The sequence below is a fragment of the Enhygromyxa salina genome (genome assembly GCF_002994615.1).
Lineage (GTDB): Bacteria > Myxococcota_A > Polyangia > Nannocystales > Nannocystaceae > Plesiocystis > Plesiocystis salina_A.
In genome coordinates this window covers 1-26,762 of record NZ_PVNK01000015.1, presented here as the reverse complement: position 1 = coordinate 26,762, position 26,762 = coordinate 1, and the positions used below count along the sequence as shown (strand labels likewise).

Here is a 26,762-nt window from a genome sequence, read left to right as displayed (position 1 = left end):
GTGCTTCCTGGGCGCTGAGCGCTGGGCGCTGGGGACTGTATCACCGTTGACCGCGGACGCGGTCGATGGAACGATTGCTCGATGATCTGCCCTGCGCGCCTCTCGGCCCCGCTGACCTCGTCGATCGTGTCGATCGTGCTGTGTGGGGCGTGCACGCCGGGTGAAGACGAGGCCGGCGACGCGGCCGAGGCCGAGACCGGCGCCGAGGACAGCGAGCCGCTGTTCATCCCGCCAGGCACGCGCCAAATCCCGGGCGGCGAGGTCTGGCGCGGCTGCCTCGCGGACGACGGCGACTGCGACGGCAACGAAGAGCCCGGCGGCTGGGTGACCGTCTCGCCCTTCTTCATCGACATCCACGAGGCCACGGTCGAGAGCTACGAGGACTGCGTCGACGACGGGGCCTGCGGCGAGACCCCCGACGAGCCCGACTGCAACGCGACCCGCAACGATCGCGACGACCACCCGATCAACTGTGTGAGCTGGGACAACGCCGCGGCCTACTGTGCGTGGCGTGGGCTCCGGCTCCCGACCGAGGCCGAGTGGGAGCGAGCGGCACGCGGCGACGAGCTCCGGCTCTACCCCTGGGGCGACGACCCGCCGAGCTGCGAGCTCGCGGTCGTCGACGGCGAGGGCTGCGGCGGCAGCTCGACCCAGCCGGTCGGCAGCCTGCGCGAGGGCGACTCACCCTTTCGGGTCGCGGACATGGCCGGCAACGTGTCCGAGTGGGTGTCCGACTACTACGACGCCGACTACTACGCCGCGAGCGCGGGCGCCGAGGACCCCCAGGGGCCCGCCAGCGGCAGCGAGCACGGCGTCAAGGGCAGCGCGTTCACGGTCCCGGCCAACTTCCCGGCCCAGCGGATCAGCAAGCGCAACTTTGCCTCGCCAGACTCGGACCTGCGGATCTACGGGGTCCGCTGCGCGCGAGACTTCTAGCAACCCGCCTACCCACCGATGGCGACGGGGTAGCCGCGCTCGACCCACTCGTAGTAGCCCTCGTCGAGGACCGCGATGGTCTCGAACCCGGCGGCCTGCAGGGCGTCGAAGGACTGGCCCGAGACCGCGTGGGGGCAGCCGCAGTAGTTGACGATCCAGACGTCCTGGGGGAGCTCGTCGATGACCGTGTCGAGGTCGAAAAAGGGGATCGAGACGGCGCCCTCGATGTGGCCGTCGAGGAAGTCGGCGTGGGGCCGGGCGTCGAGGATGATCAGCTTGGCGCCCTGGTCGAGCGCGGCCTTGACCGCGTCGACGCCGATGAAGCGGTCGTCGATCAGCTCGAAGCCGGGGTCGGGCCCGTCGGGGTTGAGGACGGCGTCGGACACCTCGGGCACGAAGGGGCCGATCGGATCGGTGTTCGGCTCGCGCTCCCAGCTGCGGATCAACATGATGATGTCGTCGAGCTGCGCGCTCGTGAGGTCGTTCATCCCGCCGTCGGCGTAGCTGGCCATCGGCGTGCCGGGCCGGCCGTTGACGATGCTCTCGCGCAGGTAGCCGTCGCTGGCCAGGGTCAGAAACCAGGGGTTCTCGAGGGTCACGTAGGGGCCCCCGCGGCCGAGCTCGCCGTGGCAGTCCTCGCAGCCGAACACGCCGTAGTAGGTCTCGCCGCGCAGCGTCGACGAGTCCGGAGCGATCGCGTAGTCGTCGACCTCCGCGTCCTCGACGGTCTGCCACGACTTGATGAAGGCCACGAGGTCGGCGATGTCGTCGTCGGACAGCGGCCCGGCCTTGACCTCGCCCCACGCGGACATCGTCGTGCCCGGGCGACCGTAGCGAATCGCCGCCGCGAGGAAGTCCTCGTCGGCGAGGCGGAGGAACTCCTGGTTGTTCAGCGCGGTGGCGTTGTCGGCCGCGTAACCCTGGCCCTCGTCGCCGTGGCAAAACCCGCAGTAGCTCGAGTAGAGCGCGGCGCCGCGCTCCTCGGGGGTCTGTCCGCCGGTCTCGGTGTCGGCCTCGGCGCCGGTCTCGGACTCGGTCTCGGACTCGGTCTCGGAGGCCGCCGGGCAGGCGCTCAGCCAGACCCCGCACGCGAGCGCGAGCGCGACGCGTCCGTCCATCAGCATCAGCATCAGCCCTCGAGCGCTGCGATCAGCGCGCTGTAGACCGTGTCCCACCCGTCTTGGGTGTTGAGGTCGATGTTGGGGTTGGCGTCGGCGTAGTTGAAGTAGCTGCGGAGGGTGCCGCTCGCGTCGTAGATGTAGATGTCGTCGGTGCCGAGCCCGACCTCGTTGAGCAGCCCCCACGCGTTGGCCTGCGCGGTGTCCTGGATGAGCGGAAAGGACGCGCGGTCGATGAATTCTTGCTGCCAGTCGGCGTAGCCGTCTTGGTTGAGCGCGACGAACCACAGCTCGTAGCCCTCGAGGCTCAGCTGGGTGTGCATCTCCTCGAGCTTCTCGAGCGTGCCCTGACAGATCTCGCAGCTGGCCCGCATCAGCGTGAGCAGCGTGACCTGGCCCTTGAAGGTCTCGAGGCTGTAGGTCTCGCCGAAGTTGCAGCTTTGGGGCTGGAAGTCCTCGAGCTCGAAGTAGGCCCAGGTCGAGCCCGGGACGGTCGGCGAGTCGGGCTGGACGTAGTCCGGCGGCAAGGGCTGGGTGCCGTTGGGACCCGTGCAGTCGGTGTCGGTGTCGGTGTCGGTGTCACCGTCGCCCTCGCCCTCGCCCGGGTCGGGGTCGGTGTCGCCCTCGCCCTCGCCCGGGTTGGGATCGCCGTCGCCGTCTCCGTCGCCCGGGTCGGGATCGCTGTCTCCGTCACCGCCCCCGAGTGTCTCGCCCTCGCCGTCCGCGGTGTTACCGTCGCGGTCTCCGAGTGTCTCGCCGTCGGTGTCGCCCCTGAGCTCGGAGCTCGGGCACCCGCTCAACAAGCAGGGCACGCAGGCCAGGGCGGCGTAGAAGAGCTTGCTCATTCCGGGCCGCAGCCTACCACCTGTTCACTCGTGCACCCACGATCGCCGGGATCACCGCGGACGTGGTGCCAAAATCGCGCTGGATCTGGGCGCCGACCTCTCGGTGGCGCATTAGTTGGCCAAAAGCTCGGACCCTCTGTACCCTGGATCACGAATTCGACCGTCGTTGAATCGCAGAGCAAGCCCACCTCGATGTCGACCGTCAACCTCCACCAGCTCCTCAAGGCCATGCTCGATCAGGGGGCGACGGACCTCCACGTGACAACGCACTCGCCGCCGATGTTGCGCATCGACGGCCGCCTTGTCCCGCTGCGCACGCCACCGTTCAAGCCCGACGACACCAAGGCGATGTGCTACTCGATCCTCTCGGACAAGCAGAAGCACCGCTTCGAAGAGGATCTCGAGCTCGATCTCTCATTCGGCATCAAGGGGTTGGCCCGCTTCCGCGCCAACCTCTACATGCAAAAGGGCGCCGTCGCGGGCGCCTTTCGCCTGATCCCCTACGAGATCCGCAGCTTCGACGAGCTCAAGCTCCCGCCGATCGTCAAGGAGCTCGCGGCCAAGCCCCGGGGCCTGGTCCTGGTCACGGGCCCGACCGGCTCGGGCAAGAGCACCACGCTCGCGGCGATGATCGACATGGTCAACCGGAGCCGGCGCGAGCACATCATCACCCTCGAAGATCCGATCGAGTACATCCACGAGCACCGCAAGTGCCTGGTCAACCAGCGCGAGATCGGTGCCGACTCCAACAGCTTCTCGCGCGCGCTCAAGTCGATCCTGCGCCAGGACCCCGACGTCGTGCTGATCGGCGAGATGCGTGACACCGAGACCATCGCCGCGGCCCTGACCGTGGCCGAGACCGGCCACCTGACCTTCGGCACGCTCCACACCAACAGCGCGCTGCAGACGATCAACCGCATCATCGACGTGTTCCCGCCTCACCAGCAAAACCAGGTCCGCGCGCAGCTGAGCTTCGTGCTCGAGGGCGTGCTGTGCCAGGCGCTGCTGCCTCGCAAGGGCGGCGGTCGGGTGCTGTCGCTCGAGGTCATGGTCCCAACCCCGGCGATCCGCAACCTCATGCGCGAGGACAAGGTCCACCAGATCTACTCACAGATGCAGGTCGGTCAGGGCGAGCACGGGATGCAGACCTTCAACCAATCACTGGCCGAGCTCGTGCTCACCGATCAGCTCGACCGCGACCTGGCCCTGGCCCGCTCGAGTCAGCCAACCGAGCTCGCGTCGATGCTCAACGCCGGCAAGGGCCTGTCGCAAGTTCAGCGCAAGAACAGGGGATACTAATCATGGCGGCTTGGATCTGGGAAGCGTCGACGCGCGGGGGTGAGCACCGCTCCGGCACCATGGAGGCCAACGACGAGGGCATGGTCCGCGACCGGCTCTCGGCCCAGGGCCTGATCGTCAACAGCGTCAAAAAGAAGGGCATCGAGATCAAGCTGCCGACGATCGGATCGGGCGTCTCGCTCAAGGATCTGGTCGTGTTCACCCGGACCTTCTCGACCATGGTCGACGCCGGGCTGCCGCTGGTCCAGTGCTTGGACATGCTGGCGAGCCAGGCCGAGAACCCACACTTCGGCGGGATCCTGGCCAAGGTCAAGGCCGACGTGGAGTCGGGCAAGTCGCTCAGCGAGTCGATGGCCAAGCACCCCAAGGTCTTCGACCAGCTGTTTTGCAACCTCGTCGCCGCGGGTGAGGCCGGCGGTATCCTGGATCTGATCTTCCGGCGGATGGCGACCTACCTGGAGAAGTCGGCCAAGCTCGCCCGCCAGGTCCGCGGGGCGTTGGTCTACCCGACCGCGATCGTCGTCGTCGGTGTCGGCGTCATGATCATCATGATGACCTTCGTGCTGCCGACCTTCGAGACCATGTTCAAGGATCTCGGGGCCGGCTCGCTGCCCGCGCCGACCCGCGTGGTCCTCGCGATCAGCCACTTCATCACGGGCAACGCGCTGATCCTGATCCCGCTGGTCGTGGCCGCCGGGTTCGGGATCTCGGCGTTCAAGAAGACCGAGAAGGGCCGGTTCATGTGGGACAGCATGATGCTCAAGCTGCCCGTGTTCGGGAACGTGGTCCGCAAGGGCGCCGTCGCCCGGTTCACGCGGACGCTGGGCACGCTGCTGGCCTCGGGCGTGCCGATCCTCGACGCGATGGACATCGTCGCGCGCACGGCCGGCAACGCCGTGATCCAAAAGGGCATCCTCTACGCCCGCGAGAAGGTGTCCGAGGGCAAGGACATCGCCTCGCCGCTGCTCGAGACCGCGATCTTCCCCCCGATGGTCGTCCAGATGATCGGCGTCGGCGAGCAGACCGGCGCGATGGATGACATGCTCCAGAAGATCGCCGACTTCTACGAAGAAGAGGTCGACGCCGCGGTCGCTGCGATGTCGGCGATGCTCGAGCCGCTGATCCTCGTGTTCCTCGGCGTGGGTGTTGGCGGCATGCTGATCGCGATGTACCTGCCGATCTTCGACGTCGCTGGCGGTATCAAGTAGTCGTGCCCGGCGACGGCGAGACGTCCGATGTCGTCGCGCTCAGCGCCGAGCTCAGAGCCGGGCTCGACGCGAGTCCGGGCGTCGAGCGCCTGTCGGCGCGGGTCGAGGCCCTGCGCCGGCGGATCAGCTACTTCATGCTGTTTCGCCTCGGGCTGCTGGCGATCTTCACGCTCCTGACGAGCTACTCGACCTGGCTGGTCGAAGAGCGGACCGTCGGGCCGCGCGATTGGTTGGCGTGGACGACCCTCGCGGCCGGCTACGTCCTGACCCTGGTGTTCGCCTGGCAGCTGCGACCGCAGCGTGAGGCGCCGCGGACCTTCGAGCGGCTGCGCGCGCTCGGCTGGGCGCAGTCGACCTTTGACGTCGTGTTCGCGCTGATCGCCGTGGGCCTGACCGGGGGCGTCGACTCGGGCTTCGTGTTCTTGTTTCTGATCGCGGTGCTCGGCGCCGCGACGATGGGCGATCGGCGCCAGATCCTGACGGCCGCGGCGGCGTCGGGCCTGCTCTACGTCGGGCTGAGCATGGCGCAGTTCCTGGATCTGGTCCCGGGCCTCGCCGGTCCGGGGGTGGTCGCGGCCAGCATCCCGCCCGCGAAGCTGTGGCTGGCGTTGCTGCGGACCACGAGCGCGATCGGGCTGGTCGCGATCTTGTCGGGGTACCTCAACACCCAGCTGCTGTCGTCGGTCTCGCAGCTCGGCAGCCTGCGCACGCTCAACGAGAACATCGTGCGATCCCTGAGCTCGGGCCTGCTCACGGTCGATCTCGACGGCAAGGTGCTGTTCGCCAACCCGACGGCCGCGGCCCTGCTCGGGCGCAGCGGGAGCCTTCACGGGCTCGACTGTGAAGAGCTGATCCCCGGCGTCCGCGGCCACCTCGACGGCTCGGGCGGGGTCCGCAGTCGCTTCGAGCTCAGCGTCAAGCGGGCCGACGACAACCGCCGGGTCAACCTCGGGCTCTCGTGCAGCGCGCTGCTCGACGAGGGCGGGCGCTTCCTCGGGCACATCGTCAATTTTCAAGACGTGACCGAGCTGCGCGAGATGGAGCGGGTGCTGCGACGCAACGAGCGTCTGGCCGCGCTCGGGACCTTGGCCGCCTCGGTCGCGCACGAGGTCCGCAACCCCCTGGCCGCGATCTCGGGCTGCGCCGAGCTGCTCGAGGCCGACGTCGGCGAGGAGGATCAGCGCCTGATCCGGGTGATCCGCAGCGAGTCGTCCCGGCTGGCCGACATCGTGTCCGAGCTGCTCGACTACACCCGGCCGCGACGGCTCGAGCGGGCGAAGATCGAGCTCGGCCGGGCGCTCGCGGAGCTCGCCGACAGCTTCCGGGCAGATCCGAGCAACGCCGACATCGAGCTCGTGGTCAGCGTGCCGAAGGAGCCGGTGCCGGTCGAGCTCGACATTGGCCAGCTGACGCAGGTGCTGTGGAACCTGGTCCGCAATGGCGCGCAGGCGATGGCCGGCAAGGGCCGCCTCGAGCTCGAGCTCGAGGCGCTCGACGAGCAGGTGCGGCTGCACCTGCGGGACTACGGGACGGGGATCGAGGCGGCGAGCCTCGGCCGTATCTTCGAGCCCTTTTACTCGACCAAGACCGGCGGAACGGGGATTGGCCTGGCCTTGGTCCACCGGATCGTCGAGGAGCACGGCGGGGAGATCCGGGTCGAGTCGACGGTCGGGGAGGGCACGCAGTTCGTGATCGAGCTGCCCCGCCGGGCGCCGACCCAGGCCTGAGCAGGCGAGGCTTCGCCGCGGCTCAGGTCTCCCAGTCGAGGGTGCTCAGCGAGGCGTCGACCAGCGCGCCCATGGTCTGACAGCGCTCGAAGCGGGCGTCCGCGTAGAACTCGAGCAGATCCTCGCGCAGCGAGGCGACGTGCTCATCGGGCGCGAGCTCGTCGAGGCGCATGGTGTCGAGCAGCGCGCGCAGGGCCTCGCGCTCGCTCGTGGCCCGGTGGCGGATCAAGCTGCGCTCCTCTTGCTGGTACTGCCGCGTGGTCGCCGGTTCCATGCACTTCATGCCGAGGAACACGATCGGGTTGTTCTCAATGTAAAAATTGGGCTGATACACCCGAATGTTGTCCTCGTAGCTCTGCTGATCAAAGTCGATCGCGCGGAGCCGGTAGCTGGTCTCGTCGAAGTCCGGGGTGATGTCGACGACGAAGTTGCCCGCGTGCATGTCACCGAGGAGGCGGATGAAGCAGCGCTCGCAGAATTTGACGAATTCCTTGGCCAGGCGGACCTCGTCGAGGTGCTTGTCCTCGAGGTAGTCGCGCATGAACACGTCGCCCGGGATCCCGGCGATGTGGGACTCGACGAGGGTGTCGCCCTCGGTCATGAACTCGAGCCGGTTGGGCGAGAGCATGTGCTCGAGCTCGAGCCCGTAGACCCGCGAGGCGTCGGCCCGCTTGACGTAGAAGTAGTCGAAGTTCTCGTTGAGGGTGTTGAGGATCCGGACGCGGAAGGGCTGGGTGTTGCCGTAGGAGCACACGTCGACGCGATCGGTCACGAGGTGCTGCATCAGCGAGCGCTCGCCGGTCACGCGCAGGGTCGCGTAGGTGTCGACGAGGCCCCGCTGGATCCGGCGCCGCTCGTGCGCCGGGTAGAGGACCGACTCCCACAAGGTGTCGCGGCCGTGCTTGTCGTAGACCGGGACGGTGTCGCCGTAGTAGGTCAGATCTTCGTAGCGGATCGGCAGCGGGACCTCGCGACGGTGTTCTTCGAGGTAGGCGCGCAGCCCGTCGGAGATCGGGTAGGGCTGCTTCTTGCGCGAGATCATCGGCACGGTGACCAAGGATCCCCGGGCCCTGTGCCTGGGGTCAACGAAGCCGAGGTGCTGAACGCCTGCGCAAGCGCGCAGGTGTCCACCCTCCGAGCGCGAGTCGACGCCGCTTCAAACCTGTCGCCGCACTAGGTAGATTGTTCGTCCGCTCTTCATGGCCAAGCGCTCCACGAAATTCGGCACCTTCGGCGGTGTCTTCACGCCCTCGATTCTGACGATCCTCGGCGTGATCATGTACCTGCGGCTGCCGTGGGTCGTGGGCAACGGCGGGCTGTGGCTCGCGCTCGGCGTCATCGTCGCGGCCCACCTGATCTCGGTCACGACCGGGCTGTCGATCTCGTCGATCGCAACCGACAAGAAGGTCGGCGCGGGCGGGCCCTACTACATCGTCTCGCGCAGCCTCGGCCTGCCGATCGGCGGGACCTTGGGCCTCGCGCTCTTCGTCGGCCTGTCGTTTTCGATCTCGCTCTACGTGATCGGCTTCTCCGAGAGCTTCCTCGGCCAGATGGGCATCGATCCGGACATCCGCAACATCCGGATCTGCGGCACGATCACGATCGTCGGCCTGACCCTGGTCACGCTGATCAGCACCAGCTTCGCGATCAAGACCCAGTACGTGATCCTCGGCGCGATCGCGTTCTCGCTGGTCTCGATCGCGCTGTCGCCGGGGACGCCCCCCTCCGAAGGCCTGCACCTCGCCGCGCCCGAGGACGGGGCGCCGCTCGCCGAGATCTTCGGGATCTTCTTCCCCGCGGTCACGGGCTTCACCGCCGGGGTCAACATGTCCGGCGACCTCAAGGATCCGAAGCGCTCGATCCCGATCGGGACCCTGGCCTCGATCACGACCGGGCTGGTCGTCTACGTGACGCTGGCGGTGTTCCTGGCCTGGAAGCTCCCGGCTGGCGACCTGATGTCCAACACCAACATCCTGGCCGAGTCCTCGCGCTGGGGCTTCTTGGTCATCGCCGGGATCTGGGGCGCGACGCTGAGCTCGGGCCTCGGCAGCATCATGGGCGCGCCGCGGATCCTGCAGGCGCTGTCGGGCGACCGCGTGACGCCGACGTGGTTCGCCAAGGGCCACGGCAAGGACAACGAGCCGCGCCGGGCCCTGCTGATCGCCTTTGCGATCGGCGAGGCCGGGATCCTGATCGGCGAGCTCGACGTCATCGCCCGCGTGGTCTCGATCTTTTTCATTGCGACCTACGGCTTCTTGAACCTCAGCTGCGCGATCGAGAGCTGGGCGAGCACCGACTTCCGCCCGGAGTTCCGGATCCCGCGGGTCGTCAGCGTGGTCGGGGCCCTGGTCTGCGTGCTGATGATGATCCAGCTCGACATCGCCGCGACCGCGGGCGCGGTGGTGCTGTTCATCGGGCTGTTCGCCTACCTCAAGCGCCGCGAGCTCGCGCTCGAGTCCGGGGACACCTGGGAGGGCGTGTGGTCCTCGCTGGTCCGCTGGGGCCTCGAGAAGCTCGACGCGGGCGGCAGCGCGCAGCGCAATTGGCGGCCCAACGTGCTCAGCTTCAGCTGGCGCGAGGTCCAGGATCACGCCCCGCTGCTGGCCTTCGGGACCGAGCTGATCCGCGACCGCGGCGTGCTCACGGACTTCCGCCTGCGCACGTCCAAGGACGCCGCCCGCGAGCAGCGAGCGGTCGCGCGTGAGCAGCGGGACGCCGAGCGCGGGGGCCGAGACGGCGCGGACGAGGGCGAGCGCGCGAGCGACGGGACCCTGATCGCGGGCCGCTTCGAGCGCGAGCTCGAGACCGAAGATCCCTGGGCCACGGCCCGCTCGATCGCTCGCTTCCACGGCTTCGCGGGCCTCGAGCCCAACACCGTGCTGATCAACTGGGCCGAGCACCGCCACGATCGCGGCGGCTTCGCCACGACCCTCGACGAGCTCGTCGAGCTCGACTTCAGCCTCTTGCTCCTGGCCCGCGACCCCAAGCGCGGGTTTGGGACCCACGCTCGCGTGGATCTGTGGTGGACGCCGACCCAGGGCAGCTTCGAGCTCGAGATGGCCCTGATCCGGTTCTTGAGCCTGGCCGACGACTGGCGCCGCTCGGAGCTGCGCTTTTTGCTGCTCAACGACGACCCCAGCCGCGGCGACGCGCTGTTCAAGTCGGCCCAGCGCGCGCTGGCCGACGCGCGGATCCAGGCCAGCGTCAAGGTGTTCAACAACGCGATCGGCAACCGCCCGCTCTACGACTGGGTCCGGCAGGAGTCCGGCGACGCCGACCTCGTCGTACTCGGGCTCCCGGCCGGGCCGCTGGTCGAGCAGCCCGAGAGCATCGTCGAGCTCGACGAGCTGTGCGATGACGTCGGCAGCGTGCTCGTGACCCACGGGTCGAGCCGGTTCAGCTCGGTCCTCCAGCGCGTCGGACAAGATCGACCCTCCCGCGCCCGTGACGGTCGCGCCGAGCGCTCGCTGACGGCCGACGACCTCGACGGGATCGAGCTCATGCCCCTGCGCGCGCCCGCGCCGAGCGAGCTCAGGGCGGCCGCGCGCGAGCTCTCGCTGGCCCACGACGAGATCGCCCAGGAGTTTGCGAGCGAGTGCCTCGAGCTCATCTATACCCACGACGCGGCGCTGATCGAGCAGCTCCGGGGCGTGGTCGAGCGGGCCTTCGACCAGCTCCACAAGGCGCTCAGTGAGCGCGTGGTCCTGCGCCAGCGCAAGCAGCTCAACAAGATCCAAAGCGGCTTCTTGTTCCAGGCTCGCCGCGCGCTGACTGAATTCGAGAGCGATCGCCTCAGCGCCCAGGTCGACGCGCTCGAGCGCCGCATCGAGGGCTGGATCGAGCGCCTCGCCGAGCTCGAGCGCGACGCGCCCAAGACCCTCACGGTCAATCGCGACGCTGGCGTGCTCGCGCCCGCGGTCGAGGACTCGCCGAGCCTGCGCCGGGCCAAGCGTCGGCTGCGGCGGCGCCACCTGTTTCAGGGCTCGCAGCTGACCTACAGCTTCAGCGCGACGCCGCTGTACACCCACTACCTGCGCTACCGCAGCCTCCGGGCGCTCGAGCTCGCGCTCCACGACATGGCCCAGGACGGCTACCAGGCCCTGCTCGTGCTGGGTCGCTCGATCTCCGAGGCCCGCCACGCGCTCGACGAATTCGCCCAGCGCCTCGTCGAGCTGCCGGCCTCGAAGCCGGCGGCCAAGCCCGCGGCGGCGAAGCCGAAGCCCGCGGCGAAGCCGAAGCCCACGCCCGCATCGTTCGCGCCCCCGGGGGCTGGGGACGAGGCGCCGGCCGAGTCGAGCGAGGCCGAGCAGGCGCCCGCGCCCGAGGACATCGACCCCCGCGAGCGCGCCAAGCTCGAGCTCGCCGCGCGGATCGCCGAGCGGCGCGAGCTCGTCGTCGAGCGCCTCGACAAGCTCCTGGCCCGGACGACCAAGCGCAGCGAGCAGAGCCGCGATCTGCTCGCCCACGCCTCGCGCACGCTGGCCCAGAACTTCGCCAACGACCTCGACAGCCTCGAGGTCCACCGCCTCGTCCGCCGCGTGCGGCGGCTGCCGAGCGAGGCCGAGGGCCTCGACGCGCGCCTGCTCGAGGTCTCGGCGGTCTGGCGCCACAATCGCCAGCTGGTCCTCAACCGCGCGGCCCTCGAGCTCCACAACGCCGGCTTCCAGCAGCGCCTGCGGGCGATCGTCGAGCGGACCAAAGACTCGACGGCGATGACGCTGCAGTCGGGCATCTTGCGCGGCGCCGAGCAGCTGCGCGAGTCCCTCGTCGAGTATCGGGCGGCGATCGAGGCGCGGCCCGAAGCCGGCCCCGAGGCCAGCGACGAGGCCCACGTCGACGAGCCCAAGCTGCGCTTCACCGAGGAGCTGCGCGGCGAGTTCGACGACAAGCGCATGGTCGAGGACCTCGCCCGCGAGGCCCAGGCCGCGAGCGCCGAGCTGCCCGACGCGATCGAGGTCATCAGCGACGACGCGCTCATGGGCCTCGAAGCCCAGCCCTTCGAGGACACCGAGGTCCTGACCGTCTCGCTCCGTCGGCTCGTCGACTTCCTGGTCCAGGCCGAGTTCCTCGGCGGCCTCCGCGAGCACACCGCCCGGGTCGCGCTCGCCGAGCAGCGCGCCGTTGGGGTCGCCCAGGACGTCCTGCACCTCGTGTCCTTCAACCTCAGCGAGTACGAGTCCGGCCACGAGGACTTCGAGCTCAGCCTCGCCGAGCGGGTCGGGCCGGTCATCGACAACGGCCGCGGTCGCCTCGACGCCGAGCTCGACCAGCTCCGCGGCCTCGCGCCCAAGCTCGGTGAGCGCATCGACGCCCAGCTCGGCAAGATCCTCGATCGGACCGAGGCCTACGCGATCACCGGGTCCGAGGACAGCTTCAAGCTCTACGTCCGCCTCGAGCAGTCCGGCGGCGCGCTGTCCAAGGTCGAGGCCCTGAGCCGCGTGGCCCAGCGGGTGTCCAAGCGGGTGCTCGTGCGGCTCTTGTATCGCTGGAGCGCGGGCGTGCTCATGGCCCGCCGGATCCAGACCGCCGAGCGCGGCAACGTCGTCGAGCGGGTGCTCGAGTTCGTCAACGACAACAGCCCCAAGCCCGAGGTCCTCGACGGGCTCCCCTTCTACTACTCGCAGCCCTTCTTGGGTCAGGCCCGGGTCAGCATCGAGTTTTGGGTCGGGCGCGAGCGCGAGCTCGACGAGATCGCCGGGGCCGTGCGCAACTGGAGGCAGGGCCGCGGCGGCGTGCTGATGATCGTCGGCGAGCGCCACAGCGGCAAGACCTCGCTGGCCCGCTACACCGCGCGCAGGCACTTCGAGAAGCGCAACAAGTACAACATCCTCCCGCCGCGGGGCGGCTCGGCCGACGTCGCGCTGTTCAAGTCGCGGATCGAAAAGGAGCTCAAGATCGCCGGCGAGGGGACCCGCGACTGGGACGAGATCCTGTCCGCGATCCCGACCGGCAGCGTGATCATGATCCACGATCTCGAGCTGTGGTGGGAGCGCTCGGCCGACGGGAGCGCGGTCCTCGACCAGCTCGCCGAGCTCGTCGATCGCTGGGGCGAGCGCGTCCTGTTCATCCTCGAGCTCAACATCCACGCCTACCGCTTCATCTCGCGCGTGGTCCCGCTCGCGGATCAAGCCCTGGCCGTGGTCGAGTGTCAGCCCTTCGCCGCCGAGCAGATCAAGGATCTGATCGAGAGCCGCCACCGCGCGACGGGTCTGCGCTTCCTCGTCGACGGGCGCGACGAGGACGATCTCCCGGCCTGGAACCGCGCGCGGCTGTTCACCCGCTACTTCGACTACACGGGCGGCTACGTCGGCGTCGCGCTGCAGAGCTGGATCACCCACGTCGACCGCCTCGACGGCGAAGATCTGCTGATGCGCGCGCCCGTGAGCCCGGGCCGCGAGCTGTTCGAGGAGCTGCGCCTCGAATGGGTCGCCCTGCTGCTGCAGTTCGTGCTCCACAAGCGTCTGACCCGCGCGCGCCTGATCCGGATCACCTGCCTCGAGTCGGCCGCGCTCGATCGGGCCCTCGATGCCCTCCAGCGCATGGGCCTGATCAGCGAAGACAAGCAGGGCGCGCTCGAGATCAACCGCTACATCTCGCACCTGCTGGTCGAGAGCCTGCGCGATCGGGGGTACTTGTGATCGGGATCGGAATCGGAATCGGGATCGGGATCGGGGTCGGGCCGGAGCCGGAGCCAGCGTCGGGCGACGAGCTCGGCTTCGACACCCTGTCGATGTTCGACGGGCTGCCCGTGTTCGACGATCTCACGGTCACGGGCCTCGGCCTGGTCCTGTTCGTGGTCTTCGGGTTCGTGGTCTTCGCCCTGCTCGGCGGGCTGCGCTGGCTGCTGAGCCTGGTCCCGATGAGCAAGTCGCGGCGCGCCGCGCTGTCGCGCTCGCGCCCGGTGCTCGAGGCCCTCGTGGTCCTCATGTACCTGCTGCTCGCGATCCCGCTCGTGTTCAAGCTGCAGAGCCCGCAGGTCCTCACCGTGCTGTTCTTCGGCATGTTCGCGGTGCTCTGGTACCCGATCCGCGACCTCGTCAACGGGATGTTCATCAAGGCGAGCTCGCTGTGCGAGGTCGGGGACCGGGTCACGCTCGACGGCCAGAGCGGGATCGTGCGCAGCCTCGGTTACCGGGTGCTGACGCTCGAGAGCGACGACGGGACCGAGGTCCACGTGCCCTACGGTCGGCTCTCGCGCGGGGCGATCGTTCGAACCCCGCGGGTCGAGGGCGCCTACCGCCACGGCTTCGAGCTCACGCTCCCGGCCGCGCTCGATCCCTCGCAGGGGGTCGCGCGGGTCAAGCAGCTGGCGATGAGCTCGCACTGGTCCTCGGTCGTGCGCGAGCCCGAGATCGAGCCGCTCTCGGCCGGCGTGGTCCAGGTTCATGTGTTCGCGCTCGGCCACGAGCACGGCCCGGCGATCGAGGCGCTCGTTCGCCGTGGCTTGGGTGTCTGAGCGGCAAGCAAGGCGAGATGTCGACGACGATGGAAGGCTACGAGGTCCGAAGGTTCACGGCGGCGCTGCGCGGCGGTGAGCGGGTCACCCACGACGTCTACGCCCGCGGCGAGGGCCCGCCCGTGGTCATCATGCAGGAGCTGCCGGGCATCGGTCCGCAGACCCTTCGGCTCGCCGACCGCCTGGTCGAGGCCGGCCATCGCGTCGTCATCCCGCACATCTTCGGGCCGCTCGGGCGGGTCTCGATGGTCGGCAACATGGTCCGGGTGGTCTGCATGCGCCGCTACTTCAAGCTGTTCGCGCGCAACGAGAGCAGCCCGGCCGTCGATTGGTTTCGGGCCCTGTGTCGGGACGTCCGCGATCGTGCGGGCGTGGCCGGCGTCGGCGTGATCGGGATGTGCCTGACGGGGAACTTTGCGATCACGCTGATCGGCGACGAGAGCGTGCTCGCGGCCGTCGCCTCGCAGCCGGCGATGCCGATCGTGCTCGGCGAGGAGCTGCACATGAGCGCCGCCGAGGTCGAGGCCGCGCGCGACCACCTCGACGCGTGCGGGCCGATGCTCGCATTCCGCTTCGCGGGTGATCCGGGCTGCACCGCGGGTCGCTTCGCGGCGATCGACGCGGCGCTCAACGACCCCGAGCACGCGCGGATCCGCCTGACCGTGCTGCCCGGGAGGGGCCACTCGGTCTTGACCCTCGACTTCGTCGACGAGGCCGGTCACCCGACCCATGAGGCGCTGGAGTCCGTGCTCGGCTACTTCCGCGACAAGCTGTCGGCGCCGTGAAACCCGGTCGCGGGCGGCTGCCCGCCGCGCTTGCGCGCGACGATCTCGCGATAAAAGCGCAGCTCCCGGTCAAAGGTCGCGTCCCAGGTCAGCTGCTGCGCGTAGGCCCGGCCCCGACGCCCGCGCTCGTCTAGCTGACCATCCTCGACCAGGGTCACGATCGCGTCGGCCAGCGCCGCGCTGTCGTTGTAGGGCACGGTCAGGCCGCCGCCGCAGTCCTCGACCAGCTCGCCCGCGCTGCCCTCGTCGGCGGCGACGACCGCGAGCCCCGCGGCCAGGGCCTCGGCCGTCGACAGCCCGAAGGTCTCGAACTTCGACAGGCACGGGCAGATGTCGCAGGACGCGAAGTGCCGGGCGAGGAGCTCGCGCGAGTCGAGGTAGCCGACGAAGTGGACGTGCTCGTTGGCCGCGACCGCGTCTTCGACCCGGGCCTGCTCGGGCCCGGTGCCCGCGAACACCAGCGCGGGCTCGGGCGTGACGCGCTCGCGCAGCGTCGCGTAGGCGCTCAGGAGGTTGCGCAGGCCCTTCTCTTCCGAGAAGCGGTGGGGAAAGAACAGGATCTTGCGATCCGGATGCCCGCCGCGGAAGCGCTCGACGAGCTCCGGATCGCGCCGCGCGGGCGTGAAGGTCTCGCTGTCGACCCCGAGCGGCGTGTAGTAGAGCCGATCGAGGCCGTTGCGCATCAGGTTGCGGCCGACCCAGCGGCTCGCAACGAAGATCCCGTCGAATTTGCGAAACGCTCGCCGCATCCACCTCCAGCCGAGGCGCTCGCCCGCGGGCTCGAGCGCCGGGTGGATCAGGCGCATGCCGAGGCCGGTGTAGGTCCGCGGGAAGTCGGCGTGCCAAAACCCGACCAGCGCCGGGCGGGGCTCGAGCTTGGCCGACGCGCGCTGTACGAGCGGCGGCAAGAAGATCGGCGAGCCGCACTCGATCACGTCGGGCCGATGGCGCTCGACGACCCGGCGCAGGCCCCGGCTGATCACGATGTTCCGGTACTGCCCGCGCGAGGGCAGGCTGTCGCCGATGTGCTCGAAGACCACGTTGTCGCTGATGCGCTCGCTCGTGCTCGTCTTGCCCGGCAGCGCGAACACGAAGCGGACGCCCTCGCGCTCGCCGAGGACCCTGGCCTTCTCGAGCTCATAGCGGCGCACGCCGCCGCCGGTCGGGCTCCAGAAGTTGTTGACGTCCAGGACCGTCAGCACGGGGACGCGTGTAGCTTGGTTGGCTTGGGCGGGCAAGATCGGCAGCGGCGCTGCGCTGCGCTGCGCTGCCCTGGCGTTCACGCTTGCGTGACCGGAGCTGCCGACGCGGACCCGCGTCCATGGCCGGGGCGTTCCCCGAAGCCAACGCCTGCTTGGCGTGCCTCCGGCCTCGACTGCGCCGCGACTCGAGCGCTCGGTCGCGAACTCGCCGCGCTCGGGGCTACGACCAGCCGATGCGCTGGCTCGAGGAGGCGTTGGCGTCGCCGCTCGAGTGGTCGAGCTCGCAGGGGGTTGCGACCTGCAAGAGACGCGGTCTCCGTACGTATGAGCTCAGATAATTGCGTGGCCGTTGTCAATGCCCACGTATCCGCCAACCGATTCCACAACTATTTCTCCAGTTCGTCGTCGCAGGGGCATCGTTGACCCAGGCTCTAGTCCGAACATGCTATGAAGTACCACTGTAACCTCGCCATTCTTGACATGTAGAGTGGCGGCGCAGGGGTACAACCCGTCTTCAAGCGTGGAAGTTAGGCTCAATCCGCGAGAGTCTTCGCGGCCCGGGCGAGTGACCCGTGCTGACCAACTCGAAGGGCCCGAGCTCGCTCAGCCGTCCGCGCCTAGCAGGCCGGACGAGCTTAGTGATCAGCGCCGAGGTGAAGGCGCGCCATGGATCACGCTGTCACGCGCGGGCGAAGACTCGCCTGGTGCGCCTGGATCCTGAGACGCGGACGAGCTGTCCGTGGTCGGACCGTTTCCGCGCCGCGTTTGAGCCGCTGGTTCTCAAAACGGGCACGGACTAGGGCGACGAGACTTGGGTGGTCACACTTCGCGGGGCTGCGGCGTCGTGCAGGCATGACCACCATCGCAGTTCGTCCTCGCCAAGGCGCGGGGCTCTTGGTTCGATTCTTTTACTGGGTTTGCAAGCGGCGCCTTGGGCGCGTCCCTGGGCCCGTCGGCGTCAAGGCGCACCAGCGCAGTGTGCTCATGGCGTACGGGCTCTTCGAGCTGGCATTGGAGCGCAGGAGCCTCTTGTCACCACGCATCAAAGCGCTGGCGAACCTGAAGACAGCCATGGAGGTCGGTTGCCGATTCTGCGTGGATATCGGAAGCTCGATGGCGATGGAGGCGGGGCTGAGCCGGAAAGAACTTGAAGGGCTTGTGTCACCGAGTTCGGCGAACTTCTCTCCGCTGGAGCTCGACGTCCTCGACTATTGCGTCGCCATGAGCGCGACGCCTCCGCCTCCATGTGATGAGCAGGTCAAGCGGCTGGAAGCAGAGCTGGGGACTTCGGCCCTCGTGGAGCTGACGAGCGTCATCGCGTGGGAGAACTACCGCGCGCGTTTCAATCACGCGGTCGGCGCGGTGGAAGAAGGCTTCACGGAGCAGCTGTGTCTGTTGCCAGGGGCAGAGTTTGTGAGGGAGAGCGCGTGAGCGACGCCCTCACGGAACCGTTCGCTGAACACCGCGGGCCGCTCTTCTCGCTGGCGTATCGAATGCTCGGCAGCGGCAGCGAGGCGGAAGACGTGCTCCAGGACGCGTGGCTGCGATGGCGGAACGTCGTTGAAAAGGGAGAGGAGATACGCAACCGTGGAGCGTGGCTGAGCACCTGCGTGACGCGGCTGTGCTTGGACCGCCTGCGCGCGAGCAAGCGCCGGCGCGAAGAGTACTTTGGGCCGTGGTTGCCGGAGCCCGAGGTCTTCGAAGAGCCCGCGGACCCTCAAGCGATCTCCCTGGCGTTCGTGCTCTTACTCGAGGCGCTCTCGCCTCAAGAGCGCGCCGTGTATTTGCTGCGCGAAGCCTTCGACTACCAGCATGAGGAGATCGCCTCGGCGCTGGGCGTGAGCGCGCAGGTTTCGCGCAAAGCGTTGTCGCGTGCGCGAGAGCACGTTCGAAAAGGGCGCCCTCGTTTTGCGCCTTCGCCGGGGCGTCACGCGGAGCTGCTGATGCGCTTTACCCACGCGTGCCAGACCGGCGACGTGGCGAGCGTGGAGGCGATGCTCAGCGAAGACGCCCGGGCGATGACGGACGGCGGCGGCAAGGTGAGCGCAGCGACGCGCGTGATCCGTGGACGCTCGGCGGTGGCGCGTTTCTTTGTGGGGCTCGCGGCCAAGGCTGCGCGCGGGAGCGGCTTTTCCGTGCGCCCGATCCAAGCGAACGGCTGGCCCGCGCTTGTCGTGGTGGGCCCGAATGGTCCCAGCGTCGTGACCATCGAAACCGACGGCGAGGTTGTGAACAGCGTCTTCGTTGCGTCGAATCCGGACAAGCTCTCCCGCGTCGAGCGCTAATCAGGACTCTCGTCCGCGTTGTCTGCGAGACGCTTTGTGAGCGCTTCAAACAGAGCAGGCTGCGCCGCGAGCGCTTCGCTGAGGCCGTCGATGACAGCGCGCCGGACGAGGGTGTGCGCTTCTGGGTTCTTCAACAGGTCCTTGGTCGGCGCGCCGTACGCCGGATCGATCAAGTTGACGCTGACGACGGCGCAGAGGCCTCGTGTGAGCTCGTCCAGTTCGTCCTGGTCGGCGACCTCGAAGGTTCTGCGCAGGACGTCTCTTGTGCCGCGCATGAAGCCCTTTACGTGGGAGCCGCCATCGTGGGTTCTCATGAGGTTGCAGAACGACGTGACTTCAGGAGCGGCGCGGTGGTGCGCGTAATCGCACCACTGCATCACTACGCTTGTCGACATCGGTCCGTCTTCGGCGGTGCAAAGGATCTCTTCGCCGACGACACTGGCTGGTCGAGCGCGAGCACGTCAGTGGTGTCGTCGAGGTCGTTGAGCGAACGACCATGCCGCTCGCACACGCGGACGAGTCGCTCGTGTGTCCAGCGGGCGACTCCGGCGACTTGCTCGGGGCTGGGACTGGAGAGGGCGTGAAAGCGCAGCACGCCTGCGTCATCGCGGACGTACACGCCCTCGAGCGCGAGCGTATGGAAGTGGACGTTCAGGCGGAGCGAGGAGTCAGCGCGCTGCTCCGGGTGAGAAGATCCTGCGCGATCCGGCCCAACGGACACATCTTCTGGGCCGTGACCCTTGGGACCGCGTGGTTTGATGTCGACGCTGATCGCCGAAGCGGCCGAAGACGACAACTGGTGCTCCACCTCGTCGTGCCAGCCCCGGCAACTGTCTTTTGATCGACCACAAGGCGGGATGACATCACTCGATGATTCGACCGCAAGGAATGCTGTGGCCCCAGATGCGGCCAAGAAAGTCGTTCAACGAGAACTCCGGGCGGTTCGCACATTCCCGATCCCTCGGCAGCAGTCACACCAGGTTGCTCAGGGCTTCCTCTTCCGCATAGTCACCGTATGAAACACCGCCACCCCCATTGGCTGTTCGTGGCCCGTCATGGTTCGAGCGTCACCCGCACGCTCCCGCGGAAGTCCGCGGGGGCGTGGAGCTCGAGCGAGTACCGGCCCGCGTCGAGAATTTCAGGGCCGACGATTTCGCCGGGCAAGATCAAGGCGTTCCCGCATGGCTCGCAGTGCGTGAGCCTCAGCTCGACCTCGGAAATGTCGAGGCCATCTCCGTCCACCGACAACATATAGATTCCGTCGGCGCCCACATCGAAGCGCCCCGCGGTCCAGACCATGTCGCCGAGCGGGCCGATCGTCGTGTCGTTGGCGCAGTCGAGCGCGAAGGTGGTCTCGATGCTGCGCTCGCTGTCGAGGCTCACGCGGCCGAGGTCGGGCGCAGCCTCGGCGACGCCGCACCCGAACACGCGCCAGCGGTAGTCCCGGGCGCGGTTGCACGAGCCGAGCTCGGGCTCGAAGTCGGTGAGCAGCTCGTCGGTGCTCACGCCGAGCACCGACTCCATGGCCGCGGACAGCTGCGGGCCGCTGGGGGAGCTGCCGGTGGTCCGGCAGACGTCGAGCACGGCCTCGAGGCCGAAGCGCGCCACGAGGTACGCGGCGAAGCGGCCGAGAATGCCGTACTCGCGATCGCTAGGAGGTATCGACGGTTCCTGCATGCGCGCGACCAAGAGCTCGAAGTCGTGGGTCTTTGCGTCGAAGGCGTTCGCGCTGTAGACCTCGGCCAGGCCCTCACCAAGGGCGTCGGGACAGATACCCGCGATGAAATTGGCCAGGTGGGCGACCTCGTGCTCGATCGGGAGCGCCCACGAGTGAGCGACCCCATCGGTGGAGGCACACGAGTAGTTGATGTCGTCGCACGGAAGCTCGACTGCGTACTGCTCGGGTGAGTACCAGCGATACGCGCCGAGGTGTTCGCTCACGCCGAACTCCGCCGCGACCGCGCCCGCGTAGGCGTCGACGTACGCGAAGGTCCCACCGCAGGTCTCCTCGGGGCTTCGGTCGCGACCGTCGATGTCGATCCACTCGCCGAAGAACAGCACGTTGGGCTCGTAGAGCTCCTCGGTGCACCCGCCGACGAGCGCGAGCGAGACGAAGGCCAGCGCGGCCAGTCGGCTCAGCCGTCCCATTGGCTGTCCTCGATCGTGACCGTCCACAGCTCGCCGCTGCCGTCCTCGAACGTGATCTCGAAGCTGCCGATCGTCCACGTCCCGCGCGTCTCGCTGATCCAGATATCGGTCGAGTTGGCAGCGATGAAGCGGTTGGAGCCCCCGTCGGTGTTGAGACCGGAGATCATGAACAGCGCGGCTCCAGCCGGAATCTCGTAGCCCAAGGGTGCTCCGCCGAGCGGCGCGCCGACCTCGTAGCCCTCTGCCTGTCCCCACAGCCGCACCTGGACTCGGTCGGCGACGAGTGACGCGATGCCATTGGTGATGATGACGGGGTCGTCCTCGAACAGGTCGAGCTCCTCGATCGTGAACTGCGAGCCGGTGTTGTCGTAGGAGAACTCGGCTGCCGCACAGCCGCGAGGCGTGCAGCCGGCGTCGAAGATCGCCGACGCGGTGACGGTGCCGCCGAGGATCGATGGACCGATGAGCTCCACGCCGAGACTCGCGGCGAGCTCGACACCGGCGACGACGCCGCCCTTGGGGGTGTGGCCGTCCTCGAAGATCTGATCGTTGTTGCCCTGCGCGTCCGTGCACGAGAGCCACTCGGACTCGTCCTGGGGCAGGCTCAGCCCGTCGATCTTGGTCGGGGCCTCGATCCGGAGCACGAGGTCGTGGAGCTCGCCGAAGTCGCCGATCTCCCAGTGCGAGACGACCTCCGGCAACGCGGCCGAGTTGTTGTTCTGCAAGCTGGTGAAGCACTCGGCGTAGTGCTGGGCGATCCACACCTGGACCGCCGCAACCTCGTCAGCGAAGACACCGAACGAACCGTCGAGGACCCCGGCCTGCAGGCGCTCGGACAGGGTGATGCAAAGCTGCTGGTACATGTCGTAGGTACAGAACCTCCTGTACTCGTCCGCGTACTGGGCGTCGTACTCGCCGCAGCAGGCGATAACCTCGGCCGCTGCGTAGGGTTGGAAGCCCACACCGAAGCCATCGTACTGCTCACACCACCCGGCCCCGAGCAGGTCGACGCAGGAGTCCCCGTTGAAGGTGAAGTCGAGGCTGGAGTACAAGTCGCCCAGACATTGGTACTGGATGCCGACGGCGTCGTCAGCGCTGGGGTTGTGACGGCAGTAGTCCGACGCCATCTCCCCGGGATCTTCGTTGCCGCCGGTCTCACCGCCGCTGGTCTCGCCCTCCTCGCTCTCGGTTGGGCAATCTTCGCCCTCGAGGGGGGTACAAATGGGCTTCGTGTCTGCGGTCAGCGGGTCCTGGCACCCCGCTGCGAGCAGCCCAATTGTAGGGAGGATGAACACGACCAGTGTGGAGCGGGAAAGGGTCATCGTATCAACGGTCTAGGGTTCAACACTACACCGCGCAGCGTTGATTCTCCCGCAGTGTTTGCGATGCCCGACGAGTACGCGCAGCAGCAGCCCGCGCTCGCCTGCGTCGATATCGAGTGACCGGCTCCCTACCTCTCGGGTCACCTCTTTCAGACCGTCGAGCAGCACCGGCCGATCTTTGCTCTTGCACCCTCGATCGGTCACCGCAAATGTTCTGGGTGCGGCGTGATGATCTTCCAGGTTACCGGGACTACATCCGCTCGGTCGCGACCAAAGCGCTCGAGCGAGTGTCGCTACGTCGCGCGCCGCCGGTTGCTCCGGGTCGCCGCGAGGTGGTCGACCGAGGTGGCGGTCGCGGGTCGCTCGTGCGCTGAGTTTGTTTGTGAACTCGAACTCGTGACTGCCAGGACTGCCTGACCGGGACCTCGGGCAACACCTCGTCGACGAGATGAGCCGCGATGTCGGACATGCGTCGGCCGAGGCATGACGGACAAAATCCGCGGCGCTTGCAGGAAAAGCCCACGACCATCGAGGAGCCGCAGCGACGGCAAGCCAAGTGCGCGAGGCCGTGCTCGAGGATGCCGCAGCGCAGGTACGCCTCGAACTCGTCGACGACGAACTCGGGCAAGCCACCAGCTTGCTCGGCGCGCGCGCGAAAGCTCGGCCAGTGCTGCGCGACGACCTGGTAGAGCAGGGTCTGCTCCGGCTGACGGCGCTCGTAGCCGTCTCGGCGTCGCGCCGAGCATGCCGCGGGTACGGATCCCACGACGAGCTACTCGGCCGTCGCGGGCTCGCGTTGCAGCGCTCATGCGTGAGTCAACAAGGTGGCCGCGAACCGGGCCACTTCCGGCGTGCACACCGAGCGATGCGTGCTCGGCGCCTTCGTCGCAGGGCACCCGGGAGCGGTGGGTGTGCTGCGACAACGATCTGGAGGAGACCTGCTCGACCAGCACGAACGAGCCGCTGACCGCGTCTCCAATGATCTTGGAGTGCGACCTCGACGGTGACGTCGAGGTCGACGGCCCCGAGGGTAACGCATTCACCACCTTCGAGGGCACGGTGACGGTGAGTCGGGAGAGCTCGTGCACGAGCGGCTCGTGCTGGTTCAGCATCGACAGCCTCGAGATCGATGTGGACGCTTTCTCCGACAGCGGCTACATTGGCCGTGACATGCAGGCTTCGCTCGCGTACCACGGCTTTGGCCAAGTCGACAGCAGCACCGACGAGGGGACGATCGCCATCGGAATGTTCGGTCTCGACGTCACCATGGATGGGGCAACACCTTCGCTGTCGCTGCAAAGTTACGCATTCAGCCTTGGCAACAGCGACAGTGCCGTGTTCGAGGTCTCGACCTCGGAGTTTCAGATCGTCGACGCCTACTTCGCGTGGGAGGATTAAATGGCCGAGTTCCACCAGCGCCCCAACTGCACACGCGTCGACGGGACATCACCGTCGATGCGGGTGCTCCAGTTGCTCCTGATCTTGGCGACCGCGTGCGCCGACGATGGGGACGGCGCCGAGCATGACGACGAAGCCCCGGCCAAGGGGCCCTTCGAAGTTCAGTATCACACCGAGTACGTCGACATCGCTCCGGGCTTCTCGCAGCCGGTGTGCCGGGGGAGCCTCGACGAGATCGATCGTCACGTCGAGGCGACGGCCGAGCTGCTGGACATCGACGTGCAAGAGCGGATCACGTTGTTTTGGTACAACCAAAACGCCGCAGGGTCGCTGGCGGATATCTCCGAGATCTGCGAGTGGTGCTCGGGCTGCGGGGGGTGCTACAATGGAGTCGCCCACATAAGGCTCGCAGTCCTCTATCACGAGCTAGTCCACGCGGTCGTCGCCCCTGTGTGGGGATGGAGCGACACACTCTTCGCAGAAGGGGTGGCGATGGGACTCGACCGCAACATCGATGGGTATGGCTCTGGAATATCGACGATCTACAATCTCGACCTCCTGAGCAGTACGATGCCCAGCGATGTCGCCGGGTCGGGCATGCACGGCGGCGCCCACTTTTCCCGGTGGCTCATCGATCGCTTCGGTCCGGGCAAGTTTAGCGAGATGTTCGATCGCCTGAGCATGTCGGCCTCCAAGGAAGAGGTGTTCGCGGCCGTCGAGGAGGTCTACGGCTTACCATTCGAGGAACTCGAGGCCGAGTACTACGCGACGGCGCCGCTGGCCTACCCGCTCCCGGGCCTGTGCGAAGGGCACGTGAACGTCCCGTGGAACGGCGATCGCTGGGAGCTCAGCGCCTCCTCAGACTGCGACGAGCCACATATGTTCGGGCCGGCCGACGACGGCGGTATGTATGCCGTGGTCACGATGGACATCCCACCTGAATACGTCGAGGAGGAACTGGCCGTATGGGTCCCCTCCGACGTGGGCGCGAACGTGTGGCCTTGTCTCGATGAGCCGATGTACGATGTCGATCCCACGTTCTTTGGGGCACAGGTCATCCACAATTCCTTGAGTCCGCCCATCTTCCGTGCGGCGGGACGCTACCGCATCGAGATGCCCGTGTACGATTCGGGCGACATCTATCTGCGCCTGTGCGTGAGCAACGGCAAGCACCCAAGTCATTATCCGGTCGACAGGACCGTGGACCCCGAGAACTGCCTCGGGGATTGAGGGTGATCGTTGCGAACTCTTCGGTAGTTGACCTTCGGCGGCCTGATCTTGGCGACCGCGTGCGCCGACGATGGGGACGGCGCCGAGCATGACGACGAAGCCCCGGCCAAGGGGCCCTTCGAAGTTCAGTATCACACCACGAACCACAGCGCTTGACCGCCGGAGCCAACGACATCGGCGTCGCTGCAGTCCGCCTCACCGGGCGTGAGCACAAGGGGGTCGTCCGCCCAGGTCGAGCGGGGGAGCCCCGGCATGTCGCAGGGCAGGGCGTCGAACATTGGCATCGGGACACCTACGGAGTCGGCCACGGCCTGCTCGAGCGAGACCCCGAAGGTTGAGGCGAACGAAGCCTCGAGCCGCTCGAGCGAGCTGGTTGGCCGGAGTTCCGCGGCGAACGAAGCCATCGCGTCCGGCCCGTGCACGGTCTCCAGCCACGTTCACAAGAATCCGGCGTCGGGGTATTCGTGCTGGGCGACATCGCGCGTGGCGAACAGCTCGCGGACCGCGGCGTAGTCGAGCGCGCCGACGTACTCGGCCCTTGGCATGCATCCGCGCAAGACATCGACGCTACCGACAGAGACAGCGGTACGGGCTCACGAAGATTGACTTTCCACCCCACCCCACAATACACGCGTTCGCCCAAGCCGGGCGCAGATTGAACCCTGCCCTGTACCCTTCTCCGTACGCATTCCCGGAACATACGTAAAAGTCGAACCCATTGACGTACTTGCCCGAAGCTACCGGAGAGAGTGAAACAGCCTGGCACGTGTTGTCACAGGATGGTTGGGTTGCGGGAACCCAGTGCACTTGCGCGCTGGCATCGGCGGAGGTCGCCCACTGCACGTCCTCGGGGTCGAGCGCCCCCTCTTCCTGGTCGGCGAGCCCGCCGTCCTCGGGGTCGAGCGCCGCCCCTTCCGGGTCATCGGGGCGCTCAGCGTCGAGCGCGGCTCGCTCGTCAACGTCGTCGAAGTTGTCGATGCCGGGATCACAGGCAGGGGCCGACAGCGCCAAGACGGTGAGGCAGCCAAGGGAGATGAGCGTGCCTTTGTGGCCATGACGCTTGGTTTGCTCGGTTTGGGTGTCCATGCCTTCGGCGTGAGCAAGATGTGTGCCTGATCCCGGGGTGCGGCGCTACACTGTTCCTCCCTCTGTGTTGTGGTCTTGCCCGCCCGTCGCGTCACTCGCGGACGCGCACCTCCTCCACAGCGGACGCCCACGAGGACGGCGGACGTGACCTGGTGCCCGAGCCCAACTCGGCTGGCGAGGCCCTCGCCGATGTCCGACCTCCGACCTCTCGGAGTTCTGTGTTGGTGGAGCGAGGCCTTCACGGGACCGCCCCGGCTGTCATCTGCCCGGATCAGCCCGCGGCGGCGCCCTGATGACGGTACTCGATCGGAGACATCCCCGTCCATCGCTTGAACGCGCGGCTGAATGCGTATGCCGACCATCGTGATCACCCGTACCGCTCATCATGATCACCCACGCGGGCTGAGATAGGGGCGAAGAGGCGGTTAGGCCAGATGAAGCAAGGTTCGGGGAGGCGCGACGAGCGCTCAGCGCTTCGAACACCTTGAAGAGCTCGACCAACAGAGGAGTTGCGCGGCGTCGAGCGGGGCACACCAGCGTCGCTGCTCGACGGCGTGTACGTGAGGGACGACGAGGGCGAGCTGCGCTTCCACTCGCTCGGCGCCCCCACCCACGAAGAGGTCACCGAGGTTGCGAGGTGGACCCACGCGCGACTCAGCGGTGTGCTCGAACGTCACGGCCGCTCATTCGACGAGCTCGCTTGCGACGACGCGCCCG

Annotated in this window: 22 protein-coding genes and 1 pseudogene; 12 read left to right on the top strand and 11 right to left on the bottom strand. The window is 67.8% G+C overall.

All coding sequences use genetic code 11. The annotated features are described in order from the left end of the window. The first annotated feature begins 81 nt into the window (after positions 1-81). Complete coding sequence (locus tag ENSA5_RS01625; protein WP_106389785.1) at positions 82-936, top strand: formylglycine-generating enzyme family protein; 855 nt, start codon at positions 82-84, stop codon at positions 934-936. Positions 937-944: 8 nt separating this feature from the next. On the opposite strand, the gene ENSA5_RS01620 is transcribed toward ENSA5_RS01625, so the two are convergent. Both ENSA5_RS01620 and ENSA5_RS36820 read right to left on the bottom strand, forming a co-directional pair. Further along, complete coding sequence (locus ENSA5_RS01620; protein ID WP_181197175.1) at positions 945-2,054, bottom strand: c-type cytochrome; 1,110 nt, start codon at positions 2,052-2,054, stop codon at positions 945-947. Positions 2,055-2,065: 11 nt separating this feature from the next. Next, positions 2,066-2,899: a peroxiredoxin family protein gene (locus ENSA5_RS36820; protein ID WP_181197173.1), complete on the bottom strand. Its 834-nt coding sequence runs from the start codon at positions 2,897-2,899 to the stop codon at positions 2,066-2,068. A 192-nt stretch (positions 2,900-3,091) separates the two neighbouring features. Between ENSA5_RS36820 and ENSA5_RS01605 the strand changes: the two genes are divergently transcribed. The 3 genes from ENSA5_RS01605 to ENSA5_RS01595 are packed head-to-tail and all read left to right on the top strand — an operon-like array spanning position 3,092 to position 7,133. Then, entirely contained in the window at positions 3,092-4,198 is a 1,107-nt protein-coding gene (locus ENSA5_RS01605; protein WP_106389782.1) for a type IV pilus twitching motility protein PilT, read from the top strand. A 2-nt stretch (positions 4,199-4,200) separates the two neighbouring features. Next, positions 4,201-5,406, top strand: a complete 1,206-nt coding sequence (locus ENSA5_RS01600; RefSeq protein WP_106389781.1) for a type II secretion system F family protein — start codon at positions 4,201-4,203, stop codon at positions 5,404-5,406. A gap of 2 nt (positions 5,407-5,408) precedes the next feature. Next, the gene (locus ENSA5_RS01595) at positions 5,409-7,133 is read left to right on the top strand and encodes a two-component system sensor histidine kinase NtrB (RefSeq protein WP_106389780.1); all 1,725 of its coding nucleotides are present in this window, start codon (positions 5,409-5,411) and stop codon (positions 7,131-7,133) included. A gap of 22 nt (positions 7,134-7,155) precedes the next feature. Here the strand turns inward: ENSA5_RS01595 and ENSA5_RS01590 are convergent, their stop codons facing one another. Beyond that, the gene (locus ENSA5_RS01590; RefSeq protein ID WP_106389841.1) at positions 7,156-8,181 is read right to left on the bottom strand and encodes a hypothetical protein; all 1,026 of its coding nucleotides are present in this window, start codon (positions 8,179-8,181) and stop codon (positions 7,156-7,158) included. Between the two features lie 151 nt (positions 8,182-8,332). Here ENSA5_RS01590 and ENSA5_RS01585 point away from each other — a divergent pair, with 151 nt between their 5' ends. From ENSA5_RS01585 to ENSA5_RS01575, 3 genes are read left to right on the top strand one after another with little or no spacing between them, the layout of a single operon-like run. Further along, entirely contained in the window at positions 8,333-13,771 is a 5,439-nt protein-coding gene (locus ENSA5_RS01585) for an AAA family ATPase (protein WP_106389779.1), read from the top strand. After that, entirely contained in the window at positions 13,768-14,589 is an 822-nt protein-coding gene (locus ENSA5_RS01580) for a mechanosensitive ion channel domain-containing protein (protein WP_181197171.1), read from the top strand. The genes ENSA5_RS01585 and ENSA5_RS01580 overlap by 4 nt, the downstream gene beginning before the upstream one ends. 17 nt (positions 14,590-14,606) lie before the next feature. Further along, positions 14,607-15,374: a dienelactone hydrolase family protein gene (locus ENSA5_RS01575; protein WP_106389777.1), complete on the top strand. Its 768-nt coding sequence runs from the start codon at positions 14,607-14,609 to the stop codon at positions 15,372-15,374. Here ENSA5_RS01575 and ENSA5_RS01570 read toward each other — a convergent pair. Continuing rightward, positions 15,344-16,657: a glycosyltransferase gene (locus ENSA5_RS01570; protein ID WP_106389776.1), complete on the bottom strand. Its 1,314-nt coding sequence runs from the start codon at positions 16,655-16,657 to the stop codon at positions 15,344-15,346. The genes ENSA5_RS01575 and ENSA5_RS01570 overlap by 31 nt on opposite strands. Positions 16,658-17,428: 771 nt before the next feature. On the opposite strand from ENSA5_RS01570, the gene ENSA5_RS01565 reads away from it, so the two are divergent. Then, positions 17,429-18,007 (top strand): carboxymuconolactone decarboxylase family protein, encoded by a 579-nt coding sequence (locus tag ENSA5_RS01565; protein ID WP_181197169.1) that lies wholly within the window; start codon positions 17,429-17,431, stop codon positions 18,005-18,007. After that, a complete protein-coding gene (gene sigJ, locus ENSA5_RS01560) occupies positions 18,004-18,861 on the top strand; it encodes an RNA polymerase sigma factor SigJ (RefSeq protein ID WP_106389774.1) in 858 nt (285 codons plus the stop codon). Before ENSA5_RS01565 ends, sigJ begins: the two co-directional genes overlap by 4 nt. On the opposite strand, the gene ENSA5_RS01555 is transcribed toward sigJ, so the two are convergent. The 4 genes from ENSA5_RS01555 to ENSA5_RS01535 all read right to left on the bottom strand — a co-directional run bounded on the left by ENSA5_RS01555 (position 18,858) and on the right by ENSA5_RS01535 (position 23,097). Further along, positions 18,858-19,256 carry a TopoII/MutL transducer domain-containing protein gene (locus ENSA5_RS01555; RefSeq protein ID WP_106389773.1) on the bottom strand — a complete coding sequence of 133 codons (399 nt, stop codon included), beginning with the start codon at positions 19,254-19,256 and terminating at the stop codon, positions 18,858-18,860. The genes sigJ and ENSA5_RS01555 overlap by 4 nt on opposite strands. A gap of 658 nt (positions 19,257-19,914) precedes the next feature. Continuing rightward, complete coding sequence (locus ENSA5_RS01545; protein WP_106389771.1) at positions 19,915-21,009, bottom strand: hypothetical protein; 1,095 nt, start codon at positions 21,007-21,009, stop codon at positions 19,915-19,917. Then, positions 20,997-22,331, bottom strand: a complete 1,335-nt coding sequence (locus ENSA5_RS01540) for a hypothetical protein (RefSeq protein WP_146155206.1) — start codon at positions 22,329-22,331, stop codon at positions 20,997-20,999. The genes ENSA5_RS01545 and ENSA5_RS01540 overlap by 13 nt, the downstream gene beginning before the upstream one ends. Before the next feature lie 250 nt (positions 22,332-22,581). Further along, entirely contained in the window at positions 22,582-23,097 is a 516-nt protein-coding gene (locus tag ENSA5_RS01535; protein ID WP_106389769.1) for a transposase zinc-binding domain-containing protein, read from the bottom strand. 218 nt (positions 23,098-23,315) lie between these two features. Between ENSA5_RS01535 and ENSA5_RS01530 the strand changes: the two genes are divergently transcribed. Together ENSA5_RS01530 and ENSA5_RS01525 are read left to right on the top strand one after the other, a co-directional pair. Continuing rightward, complete coding sequence (locus ENSA5_RS01530) at positions 23,316-23,729, top strand: hypothetical protein (RefSeq protein ID WP_146155205.1); 414 nt, start codon at positions 23,316-23,318, stop codon at positions 23,727-23,729. Then, on the top strand, positions 23,730-24,959 hold the full coding sequence (locus tag ENSA5_RS01525; protein WP_106389767.1) for a gluzincin family metallopeptidase: 1,230 nt from the start codon (positions 23,730-23,732) through the stop codon (positions 24,957-24,959). Positions 24,960-25,090: 131 nt separating this feature from the next. On the opposite strand, the gene ENSA5_RS01520 is transcribed toward ENSA5_RS01525, so the two are convergent. The 3 genes and pseudogenes from ENSA5_RS01520 to ENSA5_RS39645 all read right to left on the bottom strand — a co-directional run. Continuing rightward, positions 25,091-25,381: a hypothetical protein gene (locus tag ENSA5_RS01520; protein ID WP_106389766.1), complete on the bottom strand. Its 291-nt coding sequence runs from the start codon at positions 25,379-25,381 to the stop codon at positions 25,091-25,093. 145 nt (positions 25,382-25,526) lie between these two features. Beyond that, complete coding sequence (locus ENSA5_RS35445) at positions 25,527-26,045, bottom strand: hypothetical protein (RefSeq protein ID WP_146155204.1); 519 nt, start codon at positions 26,043-26,045, stop codon at positions 25,527-25,529. 271 nt (positions 26,046-26,316) lie between these two features. Next, positions 26,317-26,397 (bottom strand): annotated as a pseudogene (locus tag ENSA5_RS39645) (AraC family transcriptional regulator); the annotation flags it as partial. A gap of 157 nt (positions 26,398-26,554) precedes the next feature. Between ENSA5_RS39645 and ENSA5_RS01505 the strand changes: the two are divergent. Continuing rightward, positions 26,555-26,762: hypothetical protein (locus ENSA5_RS01505; RefSeq protein WP_219906710.1), on the top strand; the 208-nt coding region annotated here is incomplete at its 3' end.

Excerpts from the sequence above, each read along its gene's own strand:
- ENSA5_RS01625 (WP_106389785.1), top strand. The coding sequence starts at position 82 with ATGATCTGCCCTGCGCGCCTCTCGGCCCCGCTGACCTCGTCGATCGTG.
- ENSA5_RS01620 (WP_181197175.1), bottom strand. The coding sequence starts at position 2,054 with ATGGACGGACGCGTCGCGCTCGCGCTCGCGTGCGGGGTCTGGCTGAGC.
- ENSA5_RS36820 (WP_181197173.1), bottom strand. The coding sequence starts at position 2,899 with ATGAGCAAGCTCTTCTACGCCGCCCTGGCCTGCGTGCCCTGCTTGTTG.
- ENSA5_RS01605 (WP_106389782.1), top strand. The coding sequence starts at position 3,092 with ATGTCGACCGTCAACCTCCACCAGCTCCTCAAGGCCATGCTCGATCAG.
- ENSA5_RS01600 (WP_106389781.1), top strand. The coding sequence starts at position 4,201 with ATGGCGGCTTGGATCTGGGAAGCGTCGACGCGCGGGGGTGAGCACCGC.
- ENSA5_RS01585 (WP_106389779.1), top strand. The coding sequence starts at position 8,333 with ATGGCCAAGCGCTCCACGAAATTCGGCACCTTCGGCGGTGTCTTCACG.
- ENSA5_RS01575 (WP_106389777.1), top strand. The coding sequence starts at position 14,607 with ATGTCGACGACGATGGAAGGCTACGAGGTCCGAAGGTTCACGGCGGCG.
- ENSA5_RS01565 (WP_181197169.1), top strand. The coding sequence starts at position 17,429 with ATGACCACCATCGCAGTTCGTCCTCGCCAAGGCGCGGGGCTCTTGGTT.
- ENSA5_RS01555 (WP_106389773.1), bottom strand. The coding sequence starts at position 19,256 with ATGTCGACAAGCGTAGTGATGCAGTGGTGCGATTACGCGCACCACCGC.
- ENSA5_RS01545 (WP_106389771.1), bottom strand. The coding sequence starts at position 21,009 with ATGGGACGGCTGAGCCGACTGGCCGCGCTGGCCTTCGTCTCGCTCGCG.
- ENSA5_RS01540 (WP_146155206.1), bottom strand. The coding sequence starts at position 22,331 with ATGACCCTTTCCCGCTCCACACTGGTCGTGTTCATCCTCCCTACAATT.
- ENSA5_RS01525 (WP_106389767.1), top strand. The coding sequence starts at position 23,730 with ATGGCCGAGTTCCACCAGCGCCCCAACTGCACACGCGTCGACGGGACA.
- ENSA5_RS35445 (WP_146155204.1), bottom strand. The coding sequence starts at position 26,045 with ATGGACACCCAAACCGAGCAAACCAAGCGTCATGGCCACAAAGGCACG.